This window comes from Pseudomonas sp. B19(2017) (genome assembly GCF_002113165.1).
Taxonomy (GTDB): domain Bacteria; phylum Pseudomonadota; class Gammaproteobacteria; order Pseudomonadales; family Pseudomonadaceae; genus Aquipseudomonas.
The window spans coordinates 153,565-178,332 of the sequence record NZ_NEJR01000007.1 but is presented as its reverse complement, the minus strand read 5'-3'; the positions used below and the strand labels follow the sequence as shown (position 1 = coordinate 178,332).

The 24,768-nt window shown below is 63.9% G+C and carries 29 protein-coding genes; 13 read left to right on the top strand and 16 right to left on the bottom strand.

Features of this window, described 5'->3' with window-relative positions:
* The first annotated feature begins 22 nt into the window (after positions 1–22).
* A complete protein-coding gene (locus CAF70_RS12740; protein WP_085625066.1) occupies positions 23–421 on the top strand; it encodes an NUDIX hydrolase in 399 nt (132 codons plus the stop codon).
* A 128-nt stretch (positions 422–549) separates the two neighbouring features.
* Here the strand turns inward: CAF70_RS12740 and CAF70_RS12735 are convergent, their stop codons facing one another.
* Complete coding sequence (locus CAF70_RS12735) at positions 550–1,101, bottom strand: ATP-dependent Clp protease proteolytic subunit (protein WP_085625064.1); 552 nt, start codon at positions 1,099–1,101, stop codon at positions 550–552.
* A 22-nt stretch (positions 1,102–1,123) separates the two neighbouring features.
* Complete coding sequence (locus CAF70_RS12730; protein ID WP_085625062.1) at positions 1,124–1,498, bottom strand: low affinity iron permease family protein; 375 nt, start codon at positions 1,496–1,498, stop codon at positions 1,124–1,126.
* Between the two features lie 166 nt (positions 1,499–1,664).
* Here CAF70_RS12730 and CAF70_RS12725 point away from each other — a divergent pair, with 166 nt between their 5' ends.
* Genes CAF70_RS12725 through CAF70_RS12705 form a run of 5 tightly spaced genes read left to right on the top strand, consistent with a single transcriptional unit; the run spans position 1,665 to position 5,973 of the window.
* Positions 1,665–2,582, top strand: a complete 918-nt coding sequence (locus CAF70_RS12725) for a DUF72 domain-containing protein (protein WP_085625060.1) — start codon at positions 1,665–1,667, stop codon at positions 2,580–2,582.
* Positions 2,579–3,364 carry an endonuclease/exonuclease/phosphatase family protein gene (locus CAF70_RS12720; RefSeq protein ID WP_085625058.1) on the top strand — a complete coding sequence of 262 codons (786 nt, stop codon included), beginning with the start codon at positions 2,579–2,581 and terminating at the stop codon, positions 3,362–3,364. The genes CAF70_RS12725 and CAF70_RS12720 overlap by 4 nt, the downstream gene beginning before the upstream one ends.
* Positions 3,361–4,563, top strand: coding sequence for a cardiolipin synthase ClsB (gene clsB / locus CAF70_RS12715; protein ID WP_085625056.1), 1,203 nt, complete (start codon positions 3,361–3,363; stop codon positions 4,561–4,563). The genes CAF70_RS12720 and clsB overlap by 4 nt, the downstream gene beginning before the upstream one ends.
* Positions 4,563–5,510, top strand: a complete 948-nt coding sequence (locus CAF70_RS12710) for a lysylphosphatidylglycerol synthase domain-containing protein (protein WP_085625054.1) — start codon at positions 4,563–4,565, stop codon at positions 5,508–5,510. Before clsB ends, CAF70_RS12710 begins: the two co-directional genes overlap by 1 nt.
* 34 nt (positions 5,511–5,544) lie before the next feature.
* The gene (locus CAF70_RS12705; RefSeq protein ID WP_085625052.1) at positions 5,545–5,973 is read left to right on the top strand and encodes a hypothetical protein; all 429 of its coding nucleotides are present in this window, start codon (positions 5,545–5,547) and stop codon (positions 5,971–5,973) included.
* Positions 5,974–6,106: 133 nt separating this feature from the next.
* Here CAF70_RS12705 and CAF70_RS12700 read toward each other — a convergent pair whose 3' ends face one another.
* Together CAF70_RS12700 and CAF70_RS12695 are read right to left on the bottom strand one after the other, a co-directional pair.
* A complete protein-coding gene (locus CAF70_RS12700) occupies positions 6,107–6,331 on the bottom strand; it encodes a metallothionein (RefSeq protein WP_085625050.1) in 225 nt (74 codons plus the stop codon).
* Positions 6,328–6,792: a phosphotransferase system, HPr-related protein gene (locus CAF70_RS12695; RefSeq protein ID WP_085625048.1), complete on the bottom strand. Its 465-nt coding sequence runs from the start codon at positions 6,790–6,792 to the stop codon at positions 6,328–6,330. The genes CAF70_RS12700 and CAF70_RS12695 overlap by 4 nt, the downstream gene beginning before the upstream one ends.
* Before the next feature lie 128 nt (positions 6,793–6,920).
* On the opposite strand from CAF70_RS12695, the gene ligD reads away from it, so the two are divergent.
* Genes ligD through CAF70_RS12670 form a run of 5 tightly spaced genes read left to right on the top strand, consistent with a single transcriptional unit; the run spans position 6,921 to position 12,507 of the window.
* A complete protein-coding gene (ligD, locus tag CAF70_RS12690; protein ID WP_085625046.1) occupies positions 6,921–9,413 on the top strand; it encodes a DNA ligase D in 2,493 nt (830 codons plus the stop codon).
* A 31-nt stretch (positions 9,414–9,444) separates the two neighbouring features.
* Positions 9,445–10,488 (top strand): acyl-CoA dehydrogenase family protein, encoded by a 1,044-nt coding sequence (locus CAF70_RS12685; protein ID WP_085625044.1) that lies wholly within the window; start codon positions 9,445–9,447, stop codon positions 10,486–10,488.
* The gene (locus CAF70_RS12680) at positions 10,485–11,240 is read left to right on the top strand and encodes a PIG-L deacetylase family protein (RefSeq protein WP_085625042.1); all 756 of its coding nucleotides are present in this window, start codon (positions 10,485–10,487) and stop codon (positions 11,238–11,240) included. The genes CAF70_RS12685 and CAF70_RS12680 overlap by 4 nt, the downstream gene beginning before the upstream one ends.
* Positions 11,241–11,251: 11 nt before the next feature.
* Entirely contained in the window at positions 11,252–11,851 is a 600-nt protein-coding gene (locus CAF70_RS12675) for a bifunctional 2-polyprenyl-6-hydroxyphenol methylase/3-demethylubiquinol 3-O-methyltransferase UbiG (protein WP_085625040.1), read from the top strand.
* On the top strand, positions 11,848–12,507 hold the full coding sequence (locus CAF70_RS12670) for a glycosyltransferase family 2 protein (RefSeq protein WP_085625038.1): 660 nt from the start codon (positions 11,848–11,850) through the stop codon (positions 12,505–12,507). The genes CAF70_RS12675 and CAF70_RS12670 overlap by 4 nt, the downstream gene beginning before the upstream one ends.
* A gap of 144 nt (positions 12,508–12,651) precedes the next feature.
* Here CAF70_RS12670 and CAF70_RS12665 read toward each other — a convergent pair whose 3' ends face one another.
* From CAF70_RS12665 to CAF70_RS12615, 11 genes are all read right to left on the bottom strand, one after another.
* Positions 12,652–13,473, bottom strand: a complete 822-nt coding sequence (locus CAF70_RS12665; protein WP_085625036.1) for a Ku protein — start codon at positions 13,471–13,473, stop codon at positions 12,652–12,654.
* Between the two features lie 74 nt (positions 13,474–13,547).
* Positions 13,548–14,453: an SDR family oxidoreductase gene (locus CAF70_RS12660; RefSeq protein ID WP_085625034.1), complete on the bottom strand. Its 906-nt coding sequence runs from the start codon at positions 14,451–14,453 to the stop codon at positions 13,548–13,550.
* A 225-nt stretch (positions 14,454–14,678) separates the two neighbouring features.
* Entirely contained in the window at positions 14,679–15,266 is a 588-nt protein-coding gene (locus CAF70_RS12655) for a nucleosidase (protein WP_085625032.1), read from the bottom strand.
* Positions 15,267–15,322: 56 nt separating this feature from the next.
* Positions 15,323–16,429 (bottom strand): carboxylate-amine ligase, encoded by a 1,107-nt coding sequence (locus CAF70_RS12650; RefSeq protein WP_085625030.1) that lies wholly within the window; start codon positions 16,427–16,429, stop codon positions 15,323–15,325.
* A 6-nt stretch (positions 16,430–16,435) separates the two neighbouring features.
* Entirely contained in the window at positions 16,436–17,389 is a 954-nt protein-coding gene (locus CAF70_RS12645) for a class I SAM-dependent methyltransferase (RefSeq protein WP_085625028.1), read from the bottom strand.
* The gene (locus tag CAF70_RS12640; RefSeq protein ID WP_085625026.1) at positions 17,389–18,723 is read right to left on the bottom strand and encodes an iron-containing redox enzyme family protein; all 1,335 of its coding nucleotides are present in this window, start codon (positions 18,721–18,723) and stop codon (positions 17,389–17,391) included. The genes CAF70_RS12645 and CAF70_RS12640 overlap by 1 nt, the downstream gene beginning before the upstream one ends.
* 21 nt (positions 18,724–18,744) lie before the next feature.
* A complete protein-coding gene (locus CAF70_RS27920; protein ID WP_085625024.1) occupies positions 18,745–18,942 on the bottom strand; it encodes a hypothetical protein in 198 nt (65 codons plus the stop codon).
* A 60-nt stretch (positions 18,943–19,002) separates the two neighbouring features.
* Positions 19,003–19,179: a general stress protein gene (locus CAF70_RS12630; RefSeq protein ID WP_085625022.1), complete on the bottom strand. Its 177-nt coding sequence runs from the start codon at positions 19,177–19,179 to the stop codon at positions 19,003–19,005.
* Between the two features lie 148 nt (positions 19,180–19,327).
* Complete coding sequence (locus CAF70_RS12625) at positions 19,328–20,611, bottom strand: NTP/NDP exchange transporter (RefSeq protein WP_085625020.1); 1,284 nt, start codon at positions 20,609–20,611, stop codon at positions 19,328–19,330.
* A 4-nt stretch (positions 20,612–20,615) separates the two neighbouring features.
* Positions 20,616–21,524 (bottom strand): aldo/keto reductase, encoded by a 909-nt coding sequence (locus tag CAF70_RS12620; RefSeq protein ID WP_085625019.1) that lies wholly within the window; start codon positions 21,522–21,524, stop codon positions 20,616–20,618.
* 89 nt (positions 21,525–21,613) lie between these two features.
* On the bottom strand, positions 21,614–22,477 hold the full coding sequence (locus CAF70_RS12615) for a Dyp-type peroxidase (RefSeq protein ID WP_085625017.1): 864 nt from the start codon (positions 22,475–22,477) through the stop codon (positions 21,614–21,616).
* A 184-nt stretch (positions 22,478–22,661) separates the two neighbouring features.
* Between CAF70_RS12615 and CAF70_RS12610 the strand changes: the two genes are divergently transcribed.
* Positions 22,662–23,555: a bile acid:sodium symporter family protein gene (locus tag CAF70_RS12610; protein WP_085625015.1), complete on the top strand. Its 894-nt coding sequence runs from the start codon at positions 22,662–22,664 to the stop codon at positions 23,553–23,555.
* A gap of 25 nt (positions 23,556–23,580) precedes the next feature.
* On the opposite strand, the gene CAF70_RS12605 is transcribed toward CAF70_RS12610, so the two are convergent.
* Positions 23,581–24,048, bottom strand: a complete 468-nt coding sequence (locus CAF70_RS12605) for a sterol desaturase family protein (RefSeq protein WP_085625013.1) — start codon at positions 24,046–24,048, stop codon at positions 23,581–23,583.
* A 129-nt stretch (positions 24,049–24,177) separates the two neighbouring features.
* Between CAF70_RS12605 and CAF70_RS12600 the strand changes: the two genes are divergently transcribed.
* Positions 24,178–24,747: a GNAT family N-acetyltransferase gene (locus tag CAF70_RS12600; RefSeq protein ID WP_085625011.1), complete on the top strand. Its 570-nt coding sequence runs from the start codon at positions 24,178–24,180 to the stop codon at positions 24,745–24,747.
* The last annotated feature ends 21 nt before the right edge of the window (positions 24,748–24,768 follow it).

The following is a 24,768-nucleotide window of genomic DNA, read 5'->3' as shown; positions in this document are numbered from 1 at the left end:
AAGGATTCACCCTGGAGTTCGAATGAAGCCTGTCAAGCATCGCGCAACCATCATCTGCCGGCATGGCAAACAAACCCACAAATGGTTGTGGGTGAGAAAACCCAATGCCCCCTGGACCCTGCCCGGCGGCAAGATCGAACCCGGCGAGACGCCGGTACAGGCAGCGGAGCGCGAATTGCTGGAAGAAACCGGGTTACAGGCCGAATCGCTGACCTTGTTGATGCGCCATGAGGCGGCGCAGCGCATGCATTATGTGTTCGAGGCGGCGTTTGCCGACGCCCCGCAGCCCAAGGCCCTGCATGAAATTGCTGATTGCCGGTTCGCTCACCCGGACCAGGTGCCCATGCTCAAGGACGAGATCAAGCTGCTGATCCGCTCGTTGCTGGCGTGTGACCGGGCGACGGCGGCGTCAGTGAGATGAACCTTTTTTCGCCTGTGCAGGCCTCTTCGCGGGCTTGCCCGCTCCCACAGTGTCCCCGCTAATTCAATGAGTTATGTACAGTTCTGAGGGAGCGGGCATGCCCGCGAAGGGGCCGACACCGGTATCAGCTAGGCATGCACACTCCACTGGCAGGCCTCCACCTCGATCGGCATCTCGTCTATGGCATGGATCATCCCGTTCGCCAGTGCCTCCCGTGGCCCGAGTATTCGCGGGTAGGCCATCAGATACCGCGGCACATCCAGTACCTCGTCCGCCCCTTCGGTCCGCTCGGCGACAATCTGGGCGTACAGCCGCAGGTCATAGTCCAGGCTCATTGCATACTCGGCCATGCGAGAGTGGTCGACCGAGCCGTGCAGGGTCCAGTGGAACGGATGAAACAGGAACTTGCTGTAACTGCATGCGGTGCGCCGTTCCCCGGCCAGGAACAGGATGTTGCCCATGGATTCCACCGTGCCCAGGTTGTGGGTATGCACCGCGACCGGCAATGCCCGCAGAAAGTTGTACAAGGTAAACCCGTAGCTGCATTCGCCGCCCATGGTGGCGATATTCAGTTGCAGGACCTCCGCGCCCTGCTGCAACGCCCGCGAACAGGTGCTGATCAGGTTACCGCAGGTGGATGAATTGATAGGCCCGGTGAAGTGGACGATATGTCTGGCCATGCTTGCCTCCAGGGTTGGCAGTTCATTCCTTGGTGTTCTGCGCATCGTCACCCTGCCCGGCCATCTGCCGGTACTGCTTGCGCAGGGCATGCAGCTCGGCCGGATCCATGTCCTCAAGGTCCAGCAGCGCCTTGTGCGCCTGTTGGGTGGTGCGCAACAGCTCATCGATCTTGATGTGCAGTTCGTCGTTGTCGCGGTTCTGAGTGTTCTGAATCAGGAACACCATGAGAAAGGTGATGATGGTGGTCGAGGTGTTGATCACCAGTTGCCAGGTGTCGTTGAAATCGAACAACGGCCCGGTCACTGCCCAGCTCAGGATCAGCAGGCAGGCGATGCCAAAGGTCAGCGGGCGGCCGGACCAATTGGCCAGCCACTGGGCGAAACGGTCGAATTTCATCCTGGCACCCCTTCTCGTAGCAGGTATGCGGTGGAAACGTCGCGGGCGGCAAAGTTCAACGCGGTATCAGCCTTTTCCGTTGGTCAACCGTGCTGAACCCTGGCCGTTGTTCGCCAGTCGCACCTTCAGAGTGACCGAACAAGGACCCGGCAATGAGGAAGGCAGCGTGAGCGATATCCGCATCGGCATCTCTGGTTGGCGCTACGGCCCGTGGCGCAAGGATTTCTACCCGAAAGGCCTGCCCCAGGACGACGAACTGGCGTTCGCTTCGCGGGCAGTCAACAGCATTGAAATCAATGGCTCGTTCTACAGCCTGCAAACGCCCGAACGCTACCAGGGCTGGCATGACGAAACCCCGCCCGGCTTCGTGTTCGCGGTAAAAGCCCCGCGCTACATCACCCATGTACGGCGGCTCAAGGACATCGAAGAGGCCGTGGCCAATTTTTTCGCTTCCGGGCCGCTGCTGCTCGGCAAGAAACTGGGTCCGTTCCTGTGGCAGTTTCCACCGAACATGAAGTTCGACGAGGCCCGCTTCGCCCGTTTTCTCGAACTGCTGCCGCACAGCCGCAAGGCTGCCCGCGAATGCGCAATGGGGTGTGCGCAACGCCTGAAGGACAACGGCGGCACAGATATCAAGGGCAACGCTCGGTTGCGCCACGCCGTGGAAATCCGCCACGAAAGCTTCCTGTGCGAAGCCTTCATCAAGTTGCTGCGCAAGCATCGGGTGGCACTGGTAGTGGCCGACAGCGCCGGAAAATGGCCGTATGTCGAGGACCTTACCGCCGACTTCGTGTACATGCGCCTGCATGGCGATGTCGAGCTGTACAGCAGTGGCTATACCGCCCAGGCGCTGCGGCGCTGGAAACAGCGTATCCAGCACTGGAGCCAGGGCCGTCAGGCGGACGATGCCCAGCTGGTCGTGCCGGGGCCGCCGCCACGGCGCGCCAGCCGTGACGTGTATTGCTATTTCGACAACGACCAGAAGGTGCATGCGCCTTATGATGCCCGGCGCCTGTTGCAGAAGCTGTCGCTGGACCATGAACTGATGACCGAGCCTGGCGTGGTGCCGGAGGTGACCCTGTGAACAGGACACTGCCTGCCCCGCACTGCATCATCGACAAGGTCACCGCCGTGCGTCGGCTGAATGTACTGACCTTGAACGTGCACAAGGGCTTCACCTTCTTCAACCGGCGCTTCATCCTGCCCGAGTTGCGCGAAGCCGTGCGTGCCACCGGCGCCGATCTGGTGTTCCTGCAGGAAGTGCACGGCAGCCACCAGCAACATGCCCTGCGCCACCCCGCCTGGCCGGATACGCCACAGTACGAGTTCCTCGCCGACAGCATGTGGCCGCAGTTCGCCTATGGTCGCAATGCCGTGTACCCCCACGGTGACCATGGCAACGCGCTACTGTCCAAATTCCCCATCCGCCGCTTCGACAACCTGGACGTGTCGGTGCAAGGCAATGAGCAACGCGGCCTGCTGCATTGCGAGCTGGAAGTGCCCGGCCATGATCAGGTGCATGCCGTGTGCGTGCACCTGGGCCTGCGCGAGGCCCATCGGCAACGGCAGGTAAAGTTGCTGTTGGACCTTCTCGATGGTCTGCCGCCCGAGGCACCGGTGATCATTGCCGGCGATTTCAACGATTGGCGGCTGAAGGCCGATGCGGTGCTCAGCGAATACCTGATAGAAGCCTTTGGCGAGCATTTTGGCACCCCGGCACGCAGTTTTCCGGCGCGTCTGCCGCTGTTGCGCCTGGACCGCATCTACCTGCGCAATGCCATGCCCGGCAATGCCCAGGTGCTGTCGAAATACCCGTGGTCGCACCTTTCCGACCACGCCCCTCTGGCATCGGAGATCAACCTGTGAACCGACCCTGGGTAGACGGCAACAGCGTGCAGTTGCTGATCAATGGCGAGCAATACTACCCCCGCGTGTTCGAGGCCATGGCCCAGGCGCGGGAGGAAATCCTGCTGGAGACCTTCATCATCTTCGATGACAAGGTTGGCCAGCAATTGCAGCAGGTACTGATCGATGCCGCCCGCCGCGGCGTGCGTGTCGAAGTGGCCGTGGATGGCTACGGTACGGCCGACCTGCCCGAGTCTTTCATTGCGGCCATGACCGATGCCGGGGTCAGTTTCCACGCCTTCGACCCGCAGCCGCGGCTGGTGGGGATGCGCACCAACCTGTTCCGGCGCCTGCACCGCAAGATCGTGGTGGTCGATGGTGAGCGGGCCTTCATTGGCGGCATCAACTACAGCGCCGACCACCTGGGCGACTTTGGTGCCATGGCCAAACAGGACTATGCCGTGGAAGTCGCCGGCCCGGTGGTGGCGCAGGTGCACGCCGCCAGCAAGCGCCTGATGTCGCCGGTACTGCAGCCGCCCAGCGCGGTACGGCCGCTGACCGAGCCTGCCGGCACCTGCAGCGCCGTGCTGGTTGAACGAGACAACGGGGTGCGCAGCACCGATATCGAAGCCCACTACCTGCAAGCGTTTCGCAGTGCCCGGCAACGCATCGTGGTGGCCAATGCGTATTTCTTCCCGGGCTACCGGCTGATGCGCGAACTGCGCAATGCGTCCCGGCGCGGCGTGGAGGTGCAACTGATCCTGCAGGGCCAGCCAGACATGCGCTGGGTTCGGGCGTTGTCGCGGCTGCTTTACAACTACCTGCTGCGCGACGGTGTGGCGATTCACGAGTACTGCCAGCGGCCCCTGCACGGCAAGGTGGCGCTGGTGGACGACCAGTGGGCCACCGTCGGCTCCAGCAACCTGGACCCGTTGAGCCTGTCATTCAACCTGGAGGCCAACCTGTTCATCCGTGATCGCGCCTTCAACCAGCAACTCAACCAGCACCTGCAGGCGCTGGCCAGCGAACAGTGCAAACCGGTCACCCTGGAACGCATGGTTCGCGGCTATTGGTGGCGCGCGCCGCTGATTTTCCTGTGCTTCCACGTGATCCGCCATTTCCCGCGGATTGCCGGCTGGTTCCCGGCGCACCGCCAGCGCTTGCGCTCGGTGCAACCGGAGGCCGAGGCACAGGGTGACTATCACGAGGGCAAGACCTGATGGCGCGAAAACACTGGCAAACCTGGGGCAAACGGCTGTTCACCCTGGCATTCCTGATCCTGATCCCTGCGTTGCTGTACCTGCTGGCGCGCAACCTGGACTGGAACGAGGTACGCCAGTCGTTGCTGGCCTACAAGCCCGGCACCCTGGCCATCGGCCTGGCGCTGGCCGGGTGCAGCTACCTGACATTCGCCAGTTACGACCTGCTGGCCCGAGCCTACACCGGCCACCACCTGCCGGCTCGCCAGGTTTTGCCGGTGGCCTTCGTTTGCTACGCCTTCAACCTCAACTTCACCACCTGGGTGGGTGGGGTTGCCTTGCGCTACCGGCTATACAGCCGCCTGGGGCTGGACACGGCGACCATCACACGCATCCTTACCCTGGGCCTGCTGACCAACTGGATGGGCTACATGCTGCTGGCGGGCACGGTGTTCGCCTTGCGCCTGGTCGAGTTGCCCGCCAACTGGGCGGTCGGCGCCAGCGGCCTGCAGCTGATCGGCCTGGCATTGCTGGCGATTGCCGCAGGCTACCTGCTGGCCTGTGGTTTCGCCAAGAAGCGCACCTGGCGCTGGCGCGACCATGAGGTAACGCTGCCGTCGCTGCGCCTGGCGCTGTGCCAGGTGGTACTGGGTGCCAGCAATTGGGCGCTGATGGCATTGCTGATCTTCTGGTTGCTGCCTGGCGAAGCCTTCTACCCGTCGATACTTGGCATCCTGCTGATCAGCTGCGTGGCTGGCGTGGTCGCCCATATCCCGGCCGGGCTGGGTGTGCTGGAGACGGTATTCCTGGCGCTGCTGCACGGGCAGTTGGCCCAGGGAACGCTGGTAGCGGCCTTGCTGGGCTACCGCACGCTGTATTACCTGGTGCCGCTGTTGCTGGCGGTGCTTACCTACCTGATCCTGGAAAAACGCGCCAAGGCCATGCGCCGGCGCGACAAGCCGGCCTAGGCCTGACGAGGGCCTCTGGCCCGGGAGGTGGCAAATGCGTGGTGCTGTCCTGAAGCCTATTTTGATACTGATGACGGCCAGCCTGATCAGCGGCCAAGCCCTGGCCGAGGCCTGCAACGTACTCACCCGGTCTTCCAGCGAGGCGGTAACGCCGGTGGAGCGGCACAGCTGCTACAGCTACAGCAACCTGCCCGCCGAAGCGATCAACTGGTCGTGCAGCAACGAAAGCAAGGACATGCTCAACAGCGAAAAGCACAAGGTCGCACGGTGTGCCGATGGCAGCGTTGGCAGTTGCATCGCACCGTTGACCCAGGAAGCATTGGCCAACCCCAAGGCCTCTGGCGGCGACAAGCCGGCGTTGCCCAAGGATGCGCGGGTGATCACCTATTACTACGACACCCCCAGCCTGGGGCAAGCCCGCACCGATTGCGAGCGTAGCAATGGCATTTGGCAGACTCACTGAGCCCACTGTTTTACCTGTTCTGGCCCTGTCGCCGGCAAGCCGGCTCCCACAGCGATAGCACAGCCCTGAGGTCAATGCGGTCGGTGTGGGAGCTGGCTTGCCGGCGATAGGGCCCCACAGGGAGGGCCAGGCATCAGGGCGAAATCGGGTCACTCGCCGGGAAAGTCTCGTCCAGCGCATTGTCTACCGCGCTTTCCCCGGTTTTTTCACCACAGTGGCAATCAGCCATCCGGCACGGCTCGCCATTGCGATGCCCGCTGGCACAGGCTTCGCAGCAATACACCTTGCCTTCGAGCTGCAAGGCGTTGGCATCCACGGTGCAGGAACAACCGGCACAGGCACAACGCACCTCGTTCATGGCTTGATCTCCTCGTCATCGATCACATCATCGCTCCACGGTTCGCCATCAAGCGGCGCGGAGCGGGCCAGTTCGGCTTCGTCCAGGCCTATGCCGCCGCCAATTTCACTGGCCTCTACCTGCCGCAGGGTCTTGTCTGCAGGGCCACCGCTGCCGCCCGGTTCGTGCGGGTCGCGGGCGCCGGTTTCGTCCAGCAAAGTGTCCGGGCTCAGGTCGTCATAAGTAACGTTGTCCTCGTGCAGGCTGTCGCTCAACGCCTCGCCGCCGGTCATGCCGCTTTCGGCCACGCGCCGGGGCGGGAACTCTTGGGCCACGTCAGCGGCGGGGCGCTCGTCACCCACACGCCCTTTTCGCTCATCCAGGCGTTCGTCGAAATCCAGCTCATGCACGCTGCCCATACGGTCTTCGGTGTCGTCGATTTCGCTGGGGGTATACGGCTTCGGTTCATCTGCTCGGGCCATGTGCGTTCTCCGTCAGGTGGCTTCATTCGGTCGACTGCACCTGCCGCTGGAAGATTCAGAGTTTTTTTGAACTACCGCCCTGGCTGCTGCCTCCCAGCTTAGAGACTGCGAACCGCCCGGAGCCCGCCATGGCCAAGCCCCTGCAGGAATATGCGCGCAAGCGCGACTTCAATGCCACGCCCGAACCCAGCGGCAAGCGCAGCCGGAGCAAGCGGGGCCACGCACTGCAGTTCTGCATCCAGAAGCACGATGCCAGCCACCTGCATTACGACTTCCGCCTGGAGCTCGATGGCACGCTGAAAAGCTGGGCGATCCCCAAGGGGCCGTCGCTGGACCCCAAGGTGCGCCGCCTGGCCGTGCACGTGGAAGACCACCCCTTGGACTATGCCGACTTCGAAGGCCATATCCCGGAAGGCCATTACGGCGCTGGCGACGTGATCGTCTGGGACCGGGGCATATGGGAGCCCGAAGGCGATGCGCGTGAAGCCTATGCCAAGGGCAAACTGCGGTTCCGTCTGCAAGGGGAAAAGCTCAGCGGTGTATGGAACCTGTTCCGCACCCACCTGGCCGGCAAGAAGGAACAGTGGATGCTGGTCAAGTCGCACGACGGCCAGGCGCGTAGCGAAGCCGACTACAGCATCGTCGAGGCCCAACCCGACAGCGTGCTCAGCGACCGCACGCTGGTGCCACGCAAGGCGGCAGCAAAAAAGGCTGCCGCGCCGCGTCGCAAATCCGCCAGCAAAGGCCAGAAGGTGCCGTTGCCGGCGCAACTGCAGCCACAATTGGCCACCTTGGTCGACTCCCCGCCCAGTGGCGACTGGCGCTACGAGGTCAAGTTCGACGGCTATCGCATCCTGGCCCGCGTCGACGGTGACGATGTGCGCCTGTTCACCCGCAATGGCCATGACTGGAGCAGCAAGATGCCTCGGCAGGTTGCCGCCTTGCGTGCGTTAGGCATCGATTCGGGCTGGTTCGACGGCGAGGTGGTGGTGGCGGACGAAAACGGCGCGGCGGACTTCCAGGCGCTGCAGAACGCTTTCGACACCGAGCGTGACGAGCACATCACCTATTACCTGTTCGACCTGCCATTCCTCGGTGGCCAGGACCTGCGTCAGTTACCATTGCAGGACCGGCGTAGCACCTTGCAGCGCTTGCTCGAGCACAGTGAATCGGACGTACTCAAGTACTCCGCCGACTTTGACCAGCCCGTCGAATCCCTGCTCGACAGCGCCTGCCGGTTACAACTCGAAGGCCTGATCGGCAAGCGTGTCGACAGCCCCTACAGTGGCCGCCGCAGTCCCGACTGGATCAAGCTCAAGTGCAAGCAGCGCCAGGAGTTCGTGATCGTCGGCTACACCGACCCCAAGGGCAGCCGCAGCGGTTTCGGTGCCCTGCTGCTAGCCTTGCACGACAACGATAGCGGCGAGTTGCGCTATGCCGGCAAGGTCGGCACCGGCTTCAGTGCCACCACGCTGGCCAGCATCCACGCCCGGCTTGAACCGTTGGAAGTCGACAGGCCGGCCTTGCCCAAACCGCCTACCGGCGCCGAAGCCCGCGGCGTGCACTGGCTGAAGCCACAACTACTGGCCGAAGTCGCCTATGCCCAGATGACCCGTGACGGCATCGTGCGCCACTCGGTATTCCACGGCCTGCGCGATGACAAACCGGCTACCGCCATCGACCTGGAGCGCAGCATGCCCACCAAGCCCCTGCCCAAGCGCAAGCAGGCCAAGGCACCGGAAGCCTTGGGCGAGCTGCGCCTGACCCACCCCGAGCGGGTAATCGACGCCACCAGCGGCGTGACCAAGCGCGAGGTCGCCGAGTACTACGCCGCCGTCAGCCAGTGGCTACTGCCCCAGTTAAAGAACCGCCCGGTAGCGCTGGTGCGCGCGCCGGATGGCCTGGCCGGCGAGTTGTTCTTCCAGAAGAACGCCGGCCAACTGCATCTGCCCAACGTTCTCAGCTACGACAAGGCCGAGGCTGGCCAGGCGGCGATGGTCATCAACCGCGCCGACACCCTGCTGGGTGCCGTGCAGATGAACATGCTCGAACTGCACACCTGGAACGCCACCGACAAGGATTTCGACAAGCCTGACCGCTTCGTCCTCGATCTCGACCCGGACCCGGCACTGCCGTGGAAGGCCATGCTCGAAGCCACCCAACTGGCCCTGACACTTCTGGATGAACTGGGCTTGAAAGTGTTTCTCAAGACCAGTGGTGGCAAAGGCATGCACCTGGTCGTGCCGCTGACCCGGCGGGCTGACTGGGATGAAGTGAAGGCGTTCAGCCACGCCATCGTCGATTACCTGGCCAGGCTGTTCCCCGACAGACTAAGTGCCGTTTCCGGGCCGAAAAACCGCGTCGGGCGCATCTTCATCGATTACCTGCGCAATGGCAAAGGTGCGACCACCGCCTGTGCGTACAGCCTGCGCGCCCGCGAAGGCCTGCCGGTATCCGTGCCGATCTGGCGCGAGGAACTGCCGCAACTCAAGGGCGCCAACCAGTGGAACATCGGCAACGTGCTCGAACGCCTGGGTGATGTGAACGACCCCTGGGCCGATTATGGCAAGACAAGGCAATCGATCACCGTGGCCATGCGCAAGCAGCTGGGGCTGGCCTGATGAAGGCTAGCCTGACCAAGGAGCCGAGCCCATGAGCATTGTCCAGGATTTTGACCTGACCAACCTCGATCGCCTGCTGCGCGCGTTCGGCGAGCGGCAGCAACCGCTCAACCTGGATACCCAGTTGCCGCAGCTGATCCAGGCACTGCAAGCCGACCACCTCGACCTGTTACCCCTGCCCGGCCAGGGCAATACGCTGCGGCGCTGGCAAACCCTGGCCCGGGTGGCAGGCTGTGACCTGGCCTTGGCCAAGCTGTACGAGGGCCACACCGACGCGCTGGCGATCCTTGCCGAATGTGCTGCCGCACACCACGCTGCCGAAGGCATATGGGCCGTGTGGGCCGCCGAACCGCCGGATGCCCGCGCTTGCATCGTGGACCGTGATGGCGACCAGGTTCGCTTGTCGGGACGCAAGGCCTGGTGTTCGGGCGCACTGCAGATCGACCGGGCACTGATCACGGCCTGGGACCAGCACGACAAACCACAGCTGGTGGCCATCGAACTGTCCCATCCCAGCCAGGGCCTTGCCATTGAACGCTGGCAGGCTGTCGGTATGGCCACGACGGCCAGCGTCGAAATCGAATTCGACCACACCCCTGGCATCGCCATCGGCCGCCCCGGGCAATACCTGTCGCGCCCAGGGTTCTGGCACGGCGGTGCTGGGATTGCGGCCTGCTGGTACGGCGCTGCCGAAGCCCTGGCCGATTACCTGCGCGAACACTGCCGCAACCCCCGCCCCGACCCACATGCCGATGCTCACCTCGGGGCGGTCGACGCCGCCTTGTACGGTGCCAGGGCAGCGCTGCGCGAATGCGCGGCATGGATCGACCGCCAACCGGGCGCAGACGCCAGCTTCGAAGTACGCCGCACCCGCGCCCAGGTGGAACAGGCCGTGGAGCAGGTGATCCATCATGTGGGTCGGGCGCTGGGCGCTTCGCCTTTCTGCCGCAACAACCACTTTGCCCGGCTGAGCGCCGATTTGCCGGTGTTCCTGCGCCAGAGCCATGCCGAACGCGACCTGGCGGCGCTAGGCGAGCAGTCGGCGCAACAGCCCGCAGGCGTCTGGCAACTATGAGCGAGAACCTGATCCAGGCGAGCAGCGGCACGCCGTGGACGGCTTGGCAGCAGGCCGCGCACCTGGCCAGGGCGACCTGGATTACCCCGCAGCAGCTGTGCCCGCCGGGCCGCCGCCTGGTACTGCTCGCGCCGCATCCCGATGACGAGATTCTCATGGCCGGCGGGCTGCTGGCGGGCTTCCGTGGCCGGGAAAACGAGTTGGTACTGATCTCTGCGACCGATGGCGAAGCGAGCCACCCCGGCTCTCGCCACTGGAGCGAACACCGTCTGCGCCGGCAAAGGCCGCTGGAAAGCCGCCATGCGCTGCAACAGCTTGACCTCGACCTCGGCCACCTGGATTGGCGGCGGCTCCACCTCAAGGACGGCGCCTTGCCACGTGACGAGGCGTTTCTGCTCAACCATCTGAACCAGTTGCTCAGGCCTGACGATCTGCTGATGGCCACCTGGAGCGGCGACGGCCACTGTGACCACGAGGCGGTGGGCCGGGCTGCGGTGCAGGCGGCGCGGATGCGCAAGGCGCAATGCCTGGAGGTACCCGTATGGGCCTGGCACTGGGCACAACCGGACGACCCGCGCCTGCCTTGGCAGCGGGCCCACCGCATCCAGCTCGACGAGGCCAGCCTGGCCCGCAAGCGCAAGGCCTTGGCCGCCCATGTCAGCCAGCTCGAGCCGGATGGCCCGCGCCCGCCCGTACTGCCGCCGAACTTGCAGGAGTGTTTGCTGCAACCTTTCGAACTGGTGTTCCTGTAATTGGAGTTGTCATGAGCCTTGACTCACAGTATTTCGCCGACCTGTACGCCACCAGTGAAGACCCTTGGGCATTTCGTACCCGCTGGTACGAAAAGCGCAAGCGCGAGCTGGTCATGGCCAGCCTGCCGCGCCAGTGCTATCAGCGCGTTTTCGAGCCGGCTTGCGCCAATGGCGAGCTCAGCGCCTTGCTGGCCGAGCGTTGTGCCAACCTGTTGTGCCAGGACCTGGACCCTACTGCGATAGCACTGGCCAGTGAGCGCTTGGCCCAGCTGGGTAATGTCTCGGTGGAGCAGGCGCGGCTGCCGGCGGACTGGCCGGGCGGGAGTTTCGACCTGATCGTGCTGAGCGAGGTGGGATACTACCTCGACCCGACCGACTGGCTGCAGGTGATCGAACAGTCGGTGGCCAGCCTGACCTACGACGGCGGGCTGCTGGCCTGCCATTGGAAGCATCCTATTGCCGGTTGCCCGCAGGACGGGCGTGAAGTGCATCGCATGCTGGCCCGACACCTGCCGCTGCATCTGCAGTTGCAACATGACGAGGCGGACTTCGTGCTGGAATACTGGTCTTCTCAGCCCAGCGTGGTCGACCTTGACGAGACCTGCCCATGATTGCCGTTGTTATCCCGGCGCACAACGAGGCCCGGCGCCTTGGGCGCTGCCTGCGGGCAGTACTGGCGGCCGCCCGGCAGGCGCAGCAGGTGGGGTACCAGGTGGAGGTGCTGGTGGTGCTGGACCGCTGCAGCGATGGCAGTGCCGCCGTGGCAAGCCGTTTCGGTGTAACGGCGCTGACGGTGGATACCGGCAACGTCGGCATGGCGCGCCGGGTGGGTGCGGCATACATGGTCGAGCGCGGCGCGCAGTGGCTGGCATGCACCGATGCCGACAGCCGGGTGCCAGCGCACTGGCTGTTGTCGCAACTGGCCTGCAGGGCCGAGGTGGTGTGCGGAACGGTGCATGTCGAGTGCTGGCAGCCCTGGCAGACAGCGGCCTTGCGCAAGCTGTACCACAGCCGCTACCACGCACGTGAGGGGCATCGGCATGTGCATGGGGCCAATCTGGGGGTTTGTGCCGACGCCTATAATCGGGTGGGCGGCTTCAAGCCCCTGGCGGCGCATGAGGATGTGCAACTGGTCAGCGACCTGCAGGCCAGTGGCGCGCATATCGTATGGACCGCCAGGCATAGCGTGGCCACCAGCAGCCGGCGCGACAGCCGCGCCCGCGGAGGGTTTGGCGATTATCTGGTGGGGTTGCAGACACAGATCTGATGCTAGTTCGCACGCGGCGCGTACCCTGTGGGAGCGGCTTTAGCCGCGAAGAATTCAACTCGGTGCATGGCACCGGCTGCGCCGGTGTTCGCGGCTAAAGCCGCTCCCACAGGTACCTCGCTAATTCAATGAGTCATGAACATTTCAGGACGCCTTGCGTGTCTTCTTCGCCGGTTTCTTGCCACCCAGGCTGCGCTTGAGCAGTTCGGTAAGGTCGAGGATGTCCGCGCCTTTCCCAGCTTCCGTCGCCTCGCCCTTCTCCACGGTTTCGATCTTGCCCTTACTGGCCTTCTCTTCCACCAGGTCCATGATGGTCTGGCGAAACACATCCTGGTAGTCCGCCGGTTTCCACGGCCCGCTCATGTCTTCCACCAGCCGCTTGGCCATGTCCAGCTCGCGCTTGTCCACCTTGGCCTCGGTCACACTGCTGTCCAGTTCCAGTGTTTCCAGCCCGCGCACTTCCTCCGGCCAGCGCAGGGTGATCATCACCAACGCGTCTTCCAGCGGCCGCAGCAGCGCCAGGTGCTGGCGGGTGTGCAGCACCACCGTGGCCAGCGCCACCTTGTCGGTCTTGGCCAGGGTTTCGCGCAGCAAGGCGTACACCTTGCCGCCACGACGGTCGGGGGTAAGGTAGTACGGTGTGTCAAAATACTGCAGCGGGATCTCACCGGCTTCGACGAAGGAAAAGATGTCGATCGTCTGGGTCGCTTCGGGCCGGGCCTTGCGAATTTCCTCTTCGCTGATGACCACGTAGCGCCCCTTCTCGAACTCGACACCCTTGACGATATTGTCCTTGTCGATGTCCTTGCCGGTGACCTTGTTCACCCGTTTGTAGCCGACCGGCTCCATGCTGCGCTTGTCGAGCCAGTCGAAATCGACCCGCTCGGTGCGCACCGCGGTATTGAGGGCCACCGGTATGTGCACGAGGCCGAAACTGATGGCGCCTTTCCAGATTGCCCTAGCCATTGGTGGTGCTCCCAAGGTTGCCTGCCAGTACCTGAATCGACTGCAACGGGTGGCGAAGGTTTAGCCGCCCCGCCCTACGGCAGCGGGTTACCGCCTGTAACGCCGAACACTTCACCGGTGATGTAGCTGGACTCCTGGCTGGCCAGCAACACATACACCGGTGCACATTCGGCGGGCTGCCCCGGGCGTTTCATCGGCGTTTGCGCGCCGAAGTCGGGGATTTTCTCCGGCGGTTGCCCGCCACTGGGTTGCAGCACGGTCCAGATGGGGCCCGGGGCCACGGCGTTGACCCGGATACCGCGCTCGATCACCTGCTTGGCCAAGGCCTTGGTGAAGGCGACGATCGCGGCCTTGGTGGTGGCATAGTCGAGCAAGGTGGCCGAAGGCTGATAGGACTGGATCGAGGCGGTGTTGATGATGGTCGCCCCCGCCGGCATCAGCGGCACGGCTGCCTGGCAAAGCCAGAAAAGCGCATAGACGTTGGTTTTCAGGGTGTGGTCGAACTGCTCGTGGCTGACCTGGCTGATGTCCTTGCGCGCTTCCTGCTTGCCGGCGACGTTGACCAGGATGTCCAGGCCGCCGAGCTGCTCGTGGGCCTGGTCGACCAGTTCCTTGCAGAACTGCTCATCCTTCAGGTCACCGGCAATGGCCACCACCTTGCGGCCTTCGGCTTCGATCAGCTTGATGACTTCGCGGGCGTCGGGTTGTTCGATAGGCAGGTAATTGAGGGCAATGTCGGCGCCCTCGCGGGCAAAGGCGATGGCCACGGCGCGGCCGATGCCCGAATCCGCACCGGTGATCAGCGCCTTGCGCCCTGCCAGACGGCCAAAGCCCTTGTAAGTGGTTTCGCCGTGGTCTGGCTCGGGCTGCATGTTGGCATCCAGCCCCGGTGCTGGCTGGCCTTGAGCCGGGAACGGTGGGTGCGGGTACTGGGTCAGCGGGTTCTGCATGCTGAACTGGTCGTGGGGTTTGTTGGGCATGGGGGCCACTCCTCTGGTGAAACCGGTATAGGCCCTTCGCGGGTTTGCCCGCCCCCACAGGTCTTGAAGCTGGTGATAGCCCTGTGGGAGCGGGCAAGCCCGCGAAGGCTGCTCTACCGTTTTCGAGGTAAACCGCCATCGATGGTTTTTTCTGACTGGCCCCTACACCGACCAGCGGTCGATACGACAGTCAAAGTGATCAGTTGCGCACCTCGACAGCGTCGTTCACGCCTGGCTGAACAGCACCCGCCTGAAAGCTTCAGCCGCCAGGTGTACCTGCACCGCCCAGTCCTGCGCCGCGTCACTGCCGGCGTCATCGGAGATGTACTTCAGGCACACGAACGGGATGCCTTCGCTACGTGCGATCAGCGCCAGCACGTAGGCTTCCATGTCGACCACGTCATAAGGCGCATCGCCATGGTTGATCTCGAAGCTGTCGCCACTGCCGCAGGTTTCCAGGGGCAGGCCGGGGATCTGCGTGCCGTGCTCCAGCACCACCGGGATGTCCGACAAAGGCGTCTGGTAGCGGGCGAAGCCCAGTGGGGTCACGTCCATGTCGCGCTGCACGAAGCGGTTGCAGCACACCACCTCGCCCTTGCCATGGCGCTGGCTGCCGGCCGAGCCAAGATTGACGATCAGCCTGGGCCGGTGTGCGGCAATGGCCTTGGTCAGGGCGATGGCAGCATTGACCTTGCCGATGCCGGTGAACACCGTATTGAGGTCAGCGAATACATCGCCGGCCTCGGCTTCAAGGGCGAAGACAAACAACGTGTCGTCGAGGGAAACGTCGGGAAATTGTTTGATCAGCATCATGGCGCAGGGGGTTCCGAGTGGCTGCGAAAGGCGCGGCCATTTTCAGCCAACCCCGGCTAATTGCAAGCCCCGGCGGCCACCACGGCCCGTAACGCCTGCGCCCTGCCCAGGCCGGCAGCGCTGGCCTGCGCCAGGCACTGCAATTGCTGGTCGGCGTGGGTACCGTCGCGCAACAGGCAGTGTGCATGGTGGAAGGCGCGTTCGGCGTCTGCCGTGTCGATTGGCAACTGCTCCTGCAACTGGGCCAGCCACCCTACGGCCGTGACCGGCTGTTGCTCATGCAGGCCGATAAATTCACCCTGGCGCCCATGGCGCATGGCGCGCCAGTAGTTTTCCTGGGTGATCCAGCGCTGCTCGCGGTTGCAGGCCGCCGGGTCATGCCGGTACATGATGCTGTGCTCGACCAGGTGGCGAAACAGCGCGGCGATGCACAGCGCGTCCTCCAGCCGCGGGCAGCCATCGCAAATGCGCAGCTCGACCGTCGGGAAGCGCCGCGAGGGCCGGATCGCCCACCAGAAGTCGCCATCCGCGGCCAGCGACCCTGTACGTTGCAGCAAGGCACGGTAACGCTCGTAGGCGCTCCAGTCCGGCAAGGGCTCGGGCAGGCCCATGTGCGGCCACTCCCCGCAAATCACCCGACGGTAGCTCATGTAGCCGGTGCACTGGCCGGCCCACAGCGGCGATGACGTACTCAGCACCAGCAACAGCGGCAACCAGCCCAGTACACGGTTGATCAGTTGCATACGGTCACAGCCTGGGGGTACGCCCACGTGGACATGCAGGCCGTTGAGCAGGCTGCGCCGCGCCACATGCCGGTAGTCAGCGAACAGTTGCCGGTAATGCGCCGGGGTAGCCGGTTTCTGCCGCAGCCAGGCGGCATTGGGGTGGCTTGCCGCACCGTACAGGCCCATGCCCTCTTCGGCCAGGGCCGAATTCAACCGCTGGCGGCTATGCTGGAAGAACTCGCGCGCCTCGAACTGGTTGGCGAACACCGGTGAGGCCACCTCGATCTGGCTGCGGAACATTTCCTGGGCAAAATGCTGGCCCAAGGCCTCCCTGCAGCGCCCGATCAGGGCAGGCGCAGGTGTGGCAGGTACCTGCGCTGTGTCCAGGCTCACCAGCAGGTACTCTTCCTCGATGCCGAACGTGCAGGGTCGGGCCATGCTGCCTCAGCGATTGCGGGTGACAGTGAGCACCACGGCGGCGATGCGCTCGACCTGCTCGTAACCAGGTTCGTCCAGTTGTTCGCCAAACACGTCCGGGTCGATCTCCCGATACACCCAGGACCATTTCGGCCCCGCCAGGCGCAGGCGAATGGCTTCGAGCAAGGCATCCCGGCCTTCTATGATCGCCACGCCGGTATACAAAAGTAGCGTGCCTCCTGAACCAAGCCGCTCGCAGGCCTGTTCGACGATCCGCAGCGACAGCTGCGCGCCTAGCGAACCACCGCCATGCCGATAGGTGCGTTCGCCGGCATCCAGCATGTACGGCGGGTTGGCAACGACAAGGTCGAACAGCCCGGTAATGCCATCAAGCAGATCACTCGGTTCCACGGACACATTGCTCAGGCCCGCCAATGCCGCGTTGATCGCGGTGTAACGCAGCGCAAGCGGGTTTATATCCACGGCGCTGACATGGGCATGGGGCGCCCCGCGGGCAATCAGCAACGCGCCGACACCCGTGCCGCAACCAATATCCACGGCGTGCTCTACGCGCTTCGGGGTGCGTTGCAGATGATCCTGAATCACTTGGGCGAAACGGTAACTGTCCGGGCCGAGAAACACCGCGTCGGCGTCCTGGGTGGGGTATGCAGAATGCACCAGCAACAGGTCGTCGACCGTCGACCAGCGCACGGTACTGATCAGCAACTCTCCGTGCTCCTTGAGCACTTGGGCCAGCCGCATCTGATCCAGTTCATCGGCAGACACCAGTGACGAACGGAACGGGCGGCTCCAGCCGAATACATCGCGCACTGTCCTGGCCTGCGCAGCTTCCGGGCGCGCATTCACCCGAGCATGGGTTGCCGGGGTGACACAGGTGAAGCGATAGCCATCGGCGCGCAGGCGCCTGCCCAATTGCAGCAGTGCCTGGTCAGCCTGGATTTGTTGGGGATCGAGCAGCATCAGCGGGTGACCTCCTGAATCAGGCCGGTAGCACGCAAGTAGCGCCGGGTGGCCAGCAATCCTTCCGGTGTCGCATGGCGGTTGCCCGCCATCGTATCGATCAAGGTTTCGATATCGGCGTCCGGGGCAGGCTGCGCAAGCGTATCGTCCGACTGTGCTTGCACCTCCCAGCTGCCAGGCAGCACGCGGCGGCCCCGGGCTTGCCAACCCGCGGCGATCCAGTCGTGCCACAGTTGTTTTTCATACGCCGTGAACACGCCATACATGGGTGCCGACGGGCCGTCGATGAGCGCCCACCAGCGGCTGTTGACGGGTGGCTCACCGCGACGGATCCAGCCCTGCGCCTGCAGGGCCTGAAGAAACGCAGGCATGGCGCCGGGCTCGGCCAGCCATTGGTTGACGGTGCGCTTTTGCAAGCGGCAATGGTCGGAATGCATGAACTGGCCGAAGTTGCGCTTGTGCTCCAGTGCCGAAAGCAGCTCGGATTCGAGATCGAAGCTGCTGATCAGGCTGGGGGTATCGGGCCCCAGGTCGTTCAAGCGATACCCGTTGCGCACCCGCTGGTAGAACTGACCGGCGTCGTCGGCCGGGCATAGTTGGCGCAGCGCCTGGACAGACAGATGTGCATGCCCGCTGGCTGCGTTGTCGATGGTCACGTGAAGCTGGAAGTAATGGCCATCGATGCCCAGTTCCGCCAGTTCGTAGGTGGTAATCAGCAAATGCAACGGTGGCTGTTCATAGCCCAGGTTATAGCCGATCACCTCGGCAAGAAACTCATCACCGTGGCGCCCCAACGCCAGCTGTACGGCACCTTGCAGGTAACGCTGGTCGTCCAGTTCAGGCAGGTCCAGGCAACCCAGCCGGCTCAACAGCCTTTGGTAGATCAGTACATGGTTGCAGCGCGGGTCGCCGCCGCCCAGTTCTTCGATGTAGGTGCGAAGCAGGCCGTGGTAGCGCGGATCGCCCCAATGTCGCAAGGTACTGTGCAGCCATGCCCCGTCCACTGCCTTGGTGGGCGCCACTTGTTGCAGGAACCACAACGCCTGGGCGCGGTTGGCAAAATAGCGCCGTGGTGCGCCTTGGCGGCGTTGCTCGAGGTAACTGGCATAGGCTTCGGCCACCTGGCTGGCGTGACGAGCGCTCCAGGCATCCAGCAGAGCGGGATCGGCAGGCAGGTCATCCGGCAAACGCTGCGCGTGTGCCAATTGTTCGTTCAGCCACGAAGTGCTCGTGGTGTCGTGGCCTTCGAGCAACGTCTGGTAACGCTGCTTCAGGCTTGGCCCATTTGCCGAAGCCGGTATCACCGCGTCGGTCTTGCGGGTCATTACCGTCATGCCGTAGTCCTTGTCCACGTTTTATTGGCTGGGTTTCTGACCGGGCATCGGTTCAGGGTCTGGCGCAGGTTGTGAAGCAGGTTTGTCGCCAGGTTGCTGCATCTGCAAAGAGGGTTTGCTTTGGTCGGCATCCTTCGCCGGGTGATCGTTGTCCCGGTCAAAGCAACCACCCAGCAAACCAAGCGTGCCCACCAGGGCTATCAGAGGGATCAAGCGCATGGGGTTCTCCTTCTGTGCAAAATCGCAGTGCCCGATCACCCGGGCACTGCGTAGGCTCACTTACGAACGGCCGCCCTTGCGGCCCGATTCGCTGGTACGGCCACCACCGGAATGCTGGCCGCCCTTGCGCCCAGCTTCGGAGGCTTTTTCGCGGTCATTGGCAAAGTTGCCCGGGTTCTTGTTGCCACCCTGGCTGCCTTGCTGGTTGCCGGTGCGGCTGTTCTCTTTGTTGGCCATGGTCTTAAACCTCGTATGACTTAGGAATGCACAGCATTACCTGCCGTACACCAGTTCGGAGTTCGGTCATTTCTGCGGATTCGGTTTAATGCGAAGCGTTCGGACCAGCGGCATTAAATAAGCGGCACCCGCATATTTGGCGCCCCTGTCAGTCGCGCGATGTGCTATCCAGGCGTGCCTGTCGCCTTCCCAGCCAAGCGCCGGTCATTGCCCAGCCCAAGGCAATCAGCGTACCGATCAGCATCGCCAGCTGCGGATGCTCGCCCATTACGTCCAGCGCCCGCTTGAGCCAGCCACTCAAGGCATCACCGCCGCGGTAGATCACGGTGTCGATGAAGTTCTTGGCCTTGTACTTGTCCGCAGCGGGCAGCACGGTGAACAGCATCTCCCGCCCCGGCCGTACCAGTGCGTACTCCCCGGCCCGACGCACCACCATCACCACCACGAAAACCGCGAACACAGGGGCCAGTGCCAGCCAAAGAAAGCCCGCGGCGATTACCAGCGGCACTGCCACCAGCAGCACCCCCACCCCCAGCCGACCGGCCAGGCGACCGGTAAGGAACACCTGGGTGAGGATGGCCAGGGCCTGTACCACAGTGTCGATCAGGCCGAACACTTGAGTTTGCCGGGTACGGTCGGTGAAGGTTTCGCTGACGATGCGCGCCTGTTCGAAATACAGGAAGGTGCTGACACTGGCGAGCAACACCACGAACAAGGCAATGCCCAGCAGGTAGGGCGAGCGCAGCACGGCAGTGGCACCGGCGAACGGGTTGCCGCCCAGTGGCCGGGCATCCGCCCGCTCGGCTTGCGTCGGCAATGGATGGCGCATTCGCCAGCGTTGCAGGTACGACGCAGCGCCGACGCTGCCCAGCAGGAACGCCGCGGCCAGCACCAGCAACCCGGCATGGCCCAGCGGCACCACCAGTAGCGTGCCCAAGATGGGGCCACTGAGCCCGCCCAGGCTGGCACCGGCCGCCAGCAGGCCGAACAGGCGCTTGCCTTGCGCGGTGGAAAACACGTCGGCAAGCACACTCCAGGCCAGCGAGATGCTCAGCAGGTTGAATACCGACAACCAGATGTAGAAGGCCCGGGCCGTCCATGGAGCGTCAGGGTCGTGGGCAAACAGCATGGCGAACAGCAGCAGGTTGCTGGTGAAGAAGCCGTAGGTCCAGGGCAGGATGTGTCGGCGCTTTACCCTGGAGGCCAGCCAGCCAAACACCGGCAGGCACGCCAGGGTGGCAATGAAGGTGCCGGTGAACAGCCATTGCAGGTTGTCTACGCCGCCGGCGACGCCCATGGTTTCACGCACCGGGCGCAGCATGAAGTAGCCAGTGAACAACAGGTAGAACAGCAGCAAGCCGGCGATCACCGCCGGCCCTTCGCCGGGCTGGATGTTCAGCCCCTGGTCCAGGCGCCGCCGCCAGGCTGCCATGGTGTCAGGCAAACTGCTCGATCAGCGCCTGTTGCTGCGCCTGGGTCAGCAATGGCCCGTACCCGGCCTTGAGCTGGTCAAGTTGGCGCTCGGGCCGGCTGGTCGCGGGAATGACCGAGGTCACCGCGGGGTGGCTGATGGCGAATTTGAGAAACAGCTGCGCCCAGCTGCCGATACCCGCTTCTGCGGCCCAGCCAGGTAGGGCCTGGTCCTTGACCCGGGCGAACAGGCGGCCATCGTCGAATGCCCGGTTGATCAGCACGGCCACACCCTTGTCCTGGCACAGCGGCAGCAGTTCGCGGGCAGCGTCAGGGGCATTGACCGAGTAGTTGATCTGGATGAAGTCCAGCGCTTCGCTGCGCACGATGCGGGCGACCTCGTCCTGGCCACTGTTCAGGTAATGGGTAATGCCGACATAGCGGGCCTTGCCCTGCTGCTTCAATTCGCGGGCATAGGGCAGCTGGGTCTGCCAGTCGCGCAGATTGTGGATCTGCAGCAAGTCGACCTTGTCGGTACGCAGGCTCTTGAGGCTGCCGGCCCATTGCGCTTGGGCCTCTGCCCGGCTGTCGGCGGCGATCTTGGTGGCAATGAAGCATTGCCGGTGCCAGCCGCCCTCTTCCAGCAACTGGCCGAGAATGCTGTCGGCGCCGCCGTAGTTGGGCGAGGTGTCGATGACCCGGCCACCGCCTTCGAAGAACGCCTTGAGCGCGATTTTCAGCTGCTGGTACTGGGGCGAGCCAGCTTCTACCTCGAAACTGCCGGAGGTGCCGGCACCGATCACCGGCAGCGCTTCACCGGTGGTCGGCACTTTGCGGGTCAGCAAACCCGTCGGGCTGGCGGCGTGCAACCAGGGGCTGGCGGCCAGCAAGCCCAAGGTGGCACCCGCACGTAGGACATCACGACGTGCGTACATGGAAAAGCTCCCGTCATGAGGCGGAAACTTTCAAGGCTAGCCGCTATACCTCGCTGCGCCCGGTGTTTCTGTATCTGGATATTTAGCGATCAGGCTTGCAGCAGCACGCTCAGGTCGACCCCTGCCTGGTTCATCGGCGGGCACCAGTAGTAGCCACCGCTCAGTGGCCGGCTGAAGCGGTACAGGCCGTCGATGATGCCGTCCTCCAGGCCGCTCATGCGCCGCAACTGCACTTCGAACGCATCGAAGCTGTGACCAAGGGCCACGAAGGCCAGGCCAGCGCCACGCTGGTCTGCCCAGGCCACCGAACGACGGACCATGAACGCCTCTGGTTCGAAGCTCTCTTGCGCCGTGCGCTTGACGTGGGCGGACGCGGGAGCGTCGTCGAGCTCTTCGTTGTCGCTCAGGCGGCGCCCGATGATGTTGTCCTGGTCGGCCTGGGGCAGCGACTTGAAGTACTCAAGGTCGTGCTTCCACAACTGGAACGCGGCAAAGCTGGAGCCATCGGCACCAATGGCCGCCTGCACTGCCGCTTCGTCCACCGGGTTTTCGGTGCCGTCTTCATAGCCGGTCAGGTCATGGCCGCCACGGTGCAGGAAGCCGTCGACACTATCGGCCAGGCGCAGGGCTGGTGCCAGCAACCGTTCCAGGGCCTGGGCCCGCAGCAGCAGGTCGCCGCGCTCGTTGCCACGCAGCCACAGCCACAGGGCGTGTTGAGTGCTGGGGTTCTCCACAGCGGCATCCAGCTGCGGGAAGGCGCGCAAGCCAGGCACTTCACGGCCCAGGGCTTTGGCCAGCGGGGCGCCGACACCCAGGATCAGCTGTTCGCCATCGACCTGCGGCAGCAAGGCATGCAGCGCAGCAGGCAGGGCTTCGGGCGACTGCAGGGTAAAGAACAGGTGACGGGCGTGGGCCGGCACCGGGGTGGCAAGCAGACCTTGCTGGAACGGCATGACAGGCTAATCCTCGGTTAAAACGAGAATGCTACTTTGCCTGCAGGCCTACTGCAACGCGGCATGCAGCCTCACTGGCGGCTGCGCTTGGTAACAAACGGTTACCAAGCGCTGGCGCTTTGCAATTAGCTAGCAACCAGGGCCGGCCTACACTCCTCGGGATCCTTCGCCCGAGAGACCGCCCATGACCGCCTCGCCGTTGCTTACCGCCTTTCTGCCGCTGGCCTTGGGCATCATCATGCTCGGCCTCGGGTTGTCGCTGACCCTGGCCGACTTCGCCCGCGTGGTGAAGTACCCCAAGCCGGTAGTGGTTGGCCTGGTTTGCCAGATCCTGCTACTGCCGCTGGTGTGCTTCCTGATCGCCAACGGTTTTGGCCTGGAGTCGGCCCTGGCGGTGGGGCTGATGCTGCTGGCCGCCTCGCCTGGCGGCACCACGGCCAACCTGTTCAGCCACCTGGCGCATGGCGATGTGGCGTTGAATATCACCCTGACAGCGGTCAATTCGCTGATCGCGATCCTCACCATGCCTCTGCTGGTGAACCTGTCGCTGAGCTGGTTCATGGCATCGGACCAGGCCATCCCGCTGCAGTTTGCCAAGGTGATGCAGGTGTTCGCCATCGTCCTGCTGCCGGTGGCGCTGGGTATGCTGATACGCCGCTTCGCACCGGCTTTTGCCGCGCGCATGGAGAAGCCGATGAAGCTGGTAGCCGCGTTGTTCCTGGCGTTCACCATCGTCCTGGCCCTGGCCAAGGACTGGCAAACCGTGGTTGCGTACGCGCCGGTGGTGGGCCTGGCCGCGCTGTTGTTCAACCTGCTGAGCCTGGGTGTGGGCTACTGGGTCCCGCGCCTGCTGAACATTCCCAAGCGTCAGGCGATTGCCATCGGCATGGAGATCGGCATACACAACGGGACCCTGGCAATTGCCCTGGCGTTGAGCCCTTCGCTGCTGAACAACGCCACCATGGCGGTGCCGGCGGCGCTGTACAGCCTGATCATGTTCTTCACGGCGGCCGGGTTTGGCTGGTGGGTGAGCCGCGGGCATGTGGCGGTGCAGCCCAAAGGTGAAACAGTGAACTGAGGCGAGTTGCCTGTGAGAGCCCGGGTCACAACTGGCTGCGCTTACGCCGCAACTGCTGCTTCAGCACCTTCAGCGGCGGTGCATAGAAGAACCCGAACGACACACTCCCCGTGCGCCCCTTCACCGCATGGTGCAACCGGTGCGCGCGATGCAAACGCTTGAGGTAGCGGTTGACCGGCCGTGGCTTGCGCGGCCAGTGCCGGTGAAAGAACCCGTCATGGGCCACGACATACGCCACACCGTACCCCGCCACCCCGCCACCCACCCACTGCAAGGGCGCATGACCACCCTTGCCAAAGGCCACCAGCAGCGTGGCGATCAGCCCCAGGGCTAGCAGATACAGGTCATTGGTTTCGAGCATGCCCAGTTGCGGCTCATGGTGCGAGCGGTGCAGCCACCAGCCCCAGCCATGCATGATGTACTTGTGAGCCAGCGTGCCAACGCCCTCCATGGCCACCAGGGTGCCGAACAGCACGGCGAGATTGAACAGCATGGGACGGTCCGGGTGATGGCAAGGGAAGGCGCAAGGTTACCGATTGCCCGTGTTTTTTTCCATGCAGGCGTGACCGGCTGCAGGCCTGGTGCGACAGATCAGGACGGCCCCTTTGAAAAGGATTGACTCATGCGCATACGCCCTACCCTTGAACACGACATTCAATGCCTCCCGGACGTCGAGCGCTCGGCAGCTCAGGCCTTTGTTGCCTTGCCGGCGCTGGCACGGCTGGCACAGGGTGATGTGATGGGCCGCGACGCACACCGGGCTTTCGTCGACGTTGGCGGCAGCTGGGTGGCTGAGGACATGCAGGGGCGCATTCTGGGGTTTGCCTGTGCCCGGTTTGCGGGGCAGGCGCTGCATCTTCACGAAGTTTCGGTGCGGCGGGAGGCCCAGGGGCAAGGTGTCGGCCGCAGACTGGTGCTGCAAGTCGCCGATATCGCACGCCAGGCGGGAGCGAAGGAGCTGACCCTGACCACCTTTGCCGATGTGCCGTGGAATGCACCGTTCTATACGCGGCTCGGGTTCGAGGTGATTGATGACGGGCTGCTGGATGCGCGGCTGCGGGGTATTCTGGCCAGTGAGCTTGCCCATGGGCTACTCGGGCGCTGTGCGATGCGCCTTTGTGTAGGGGCTGAGGCCCAAGGGCTGCTGCGCAGCCCATCGCCGGCAAGCCAACTCCCACCTCGACCGCATTGACCTCAAGCCATGTGCAGTACC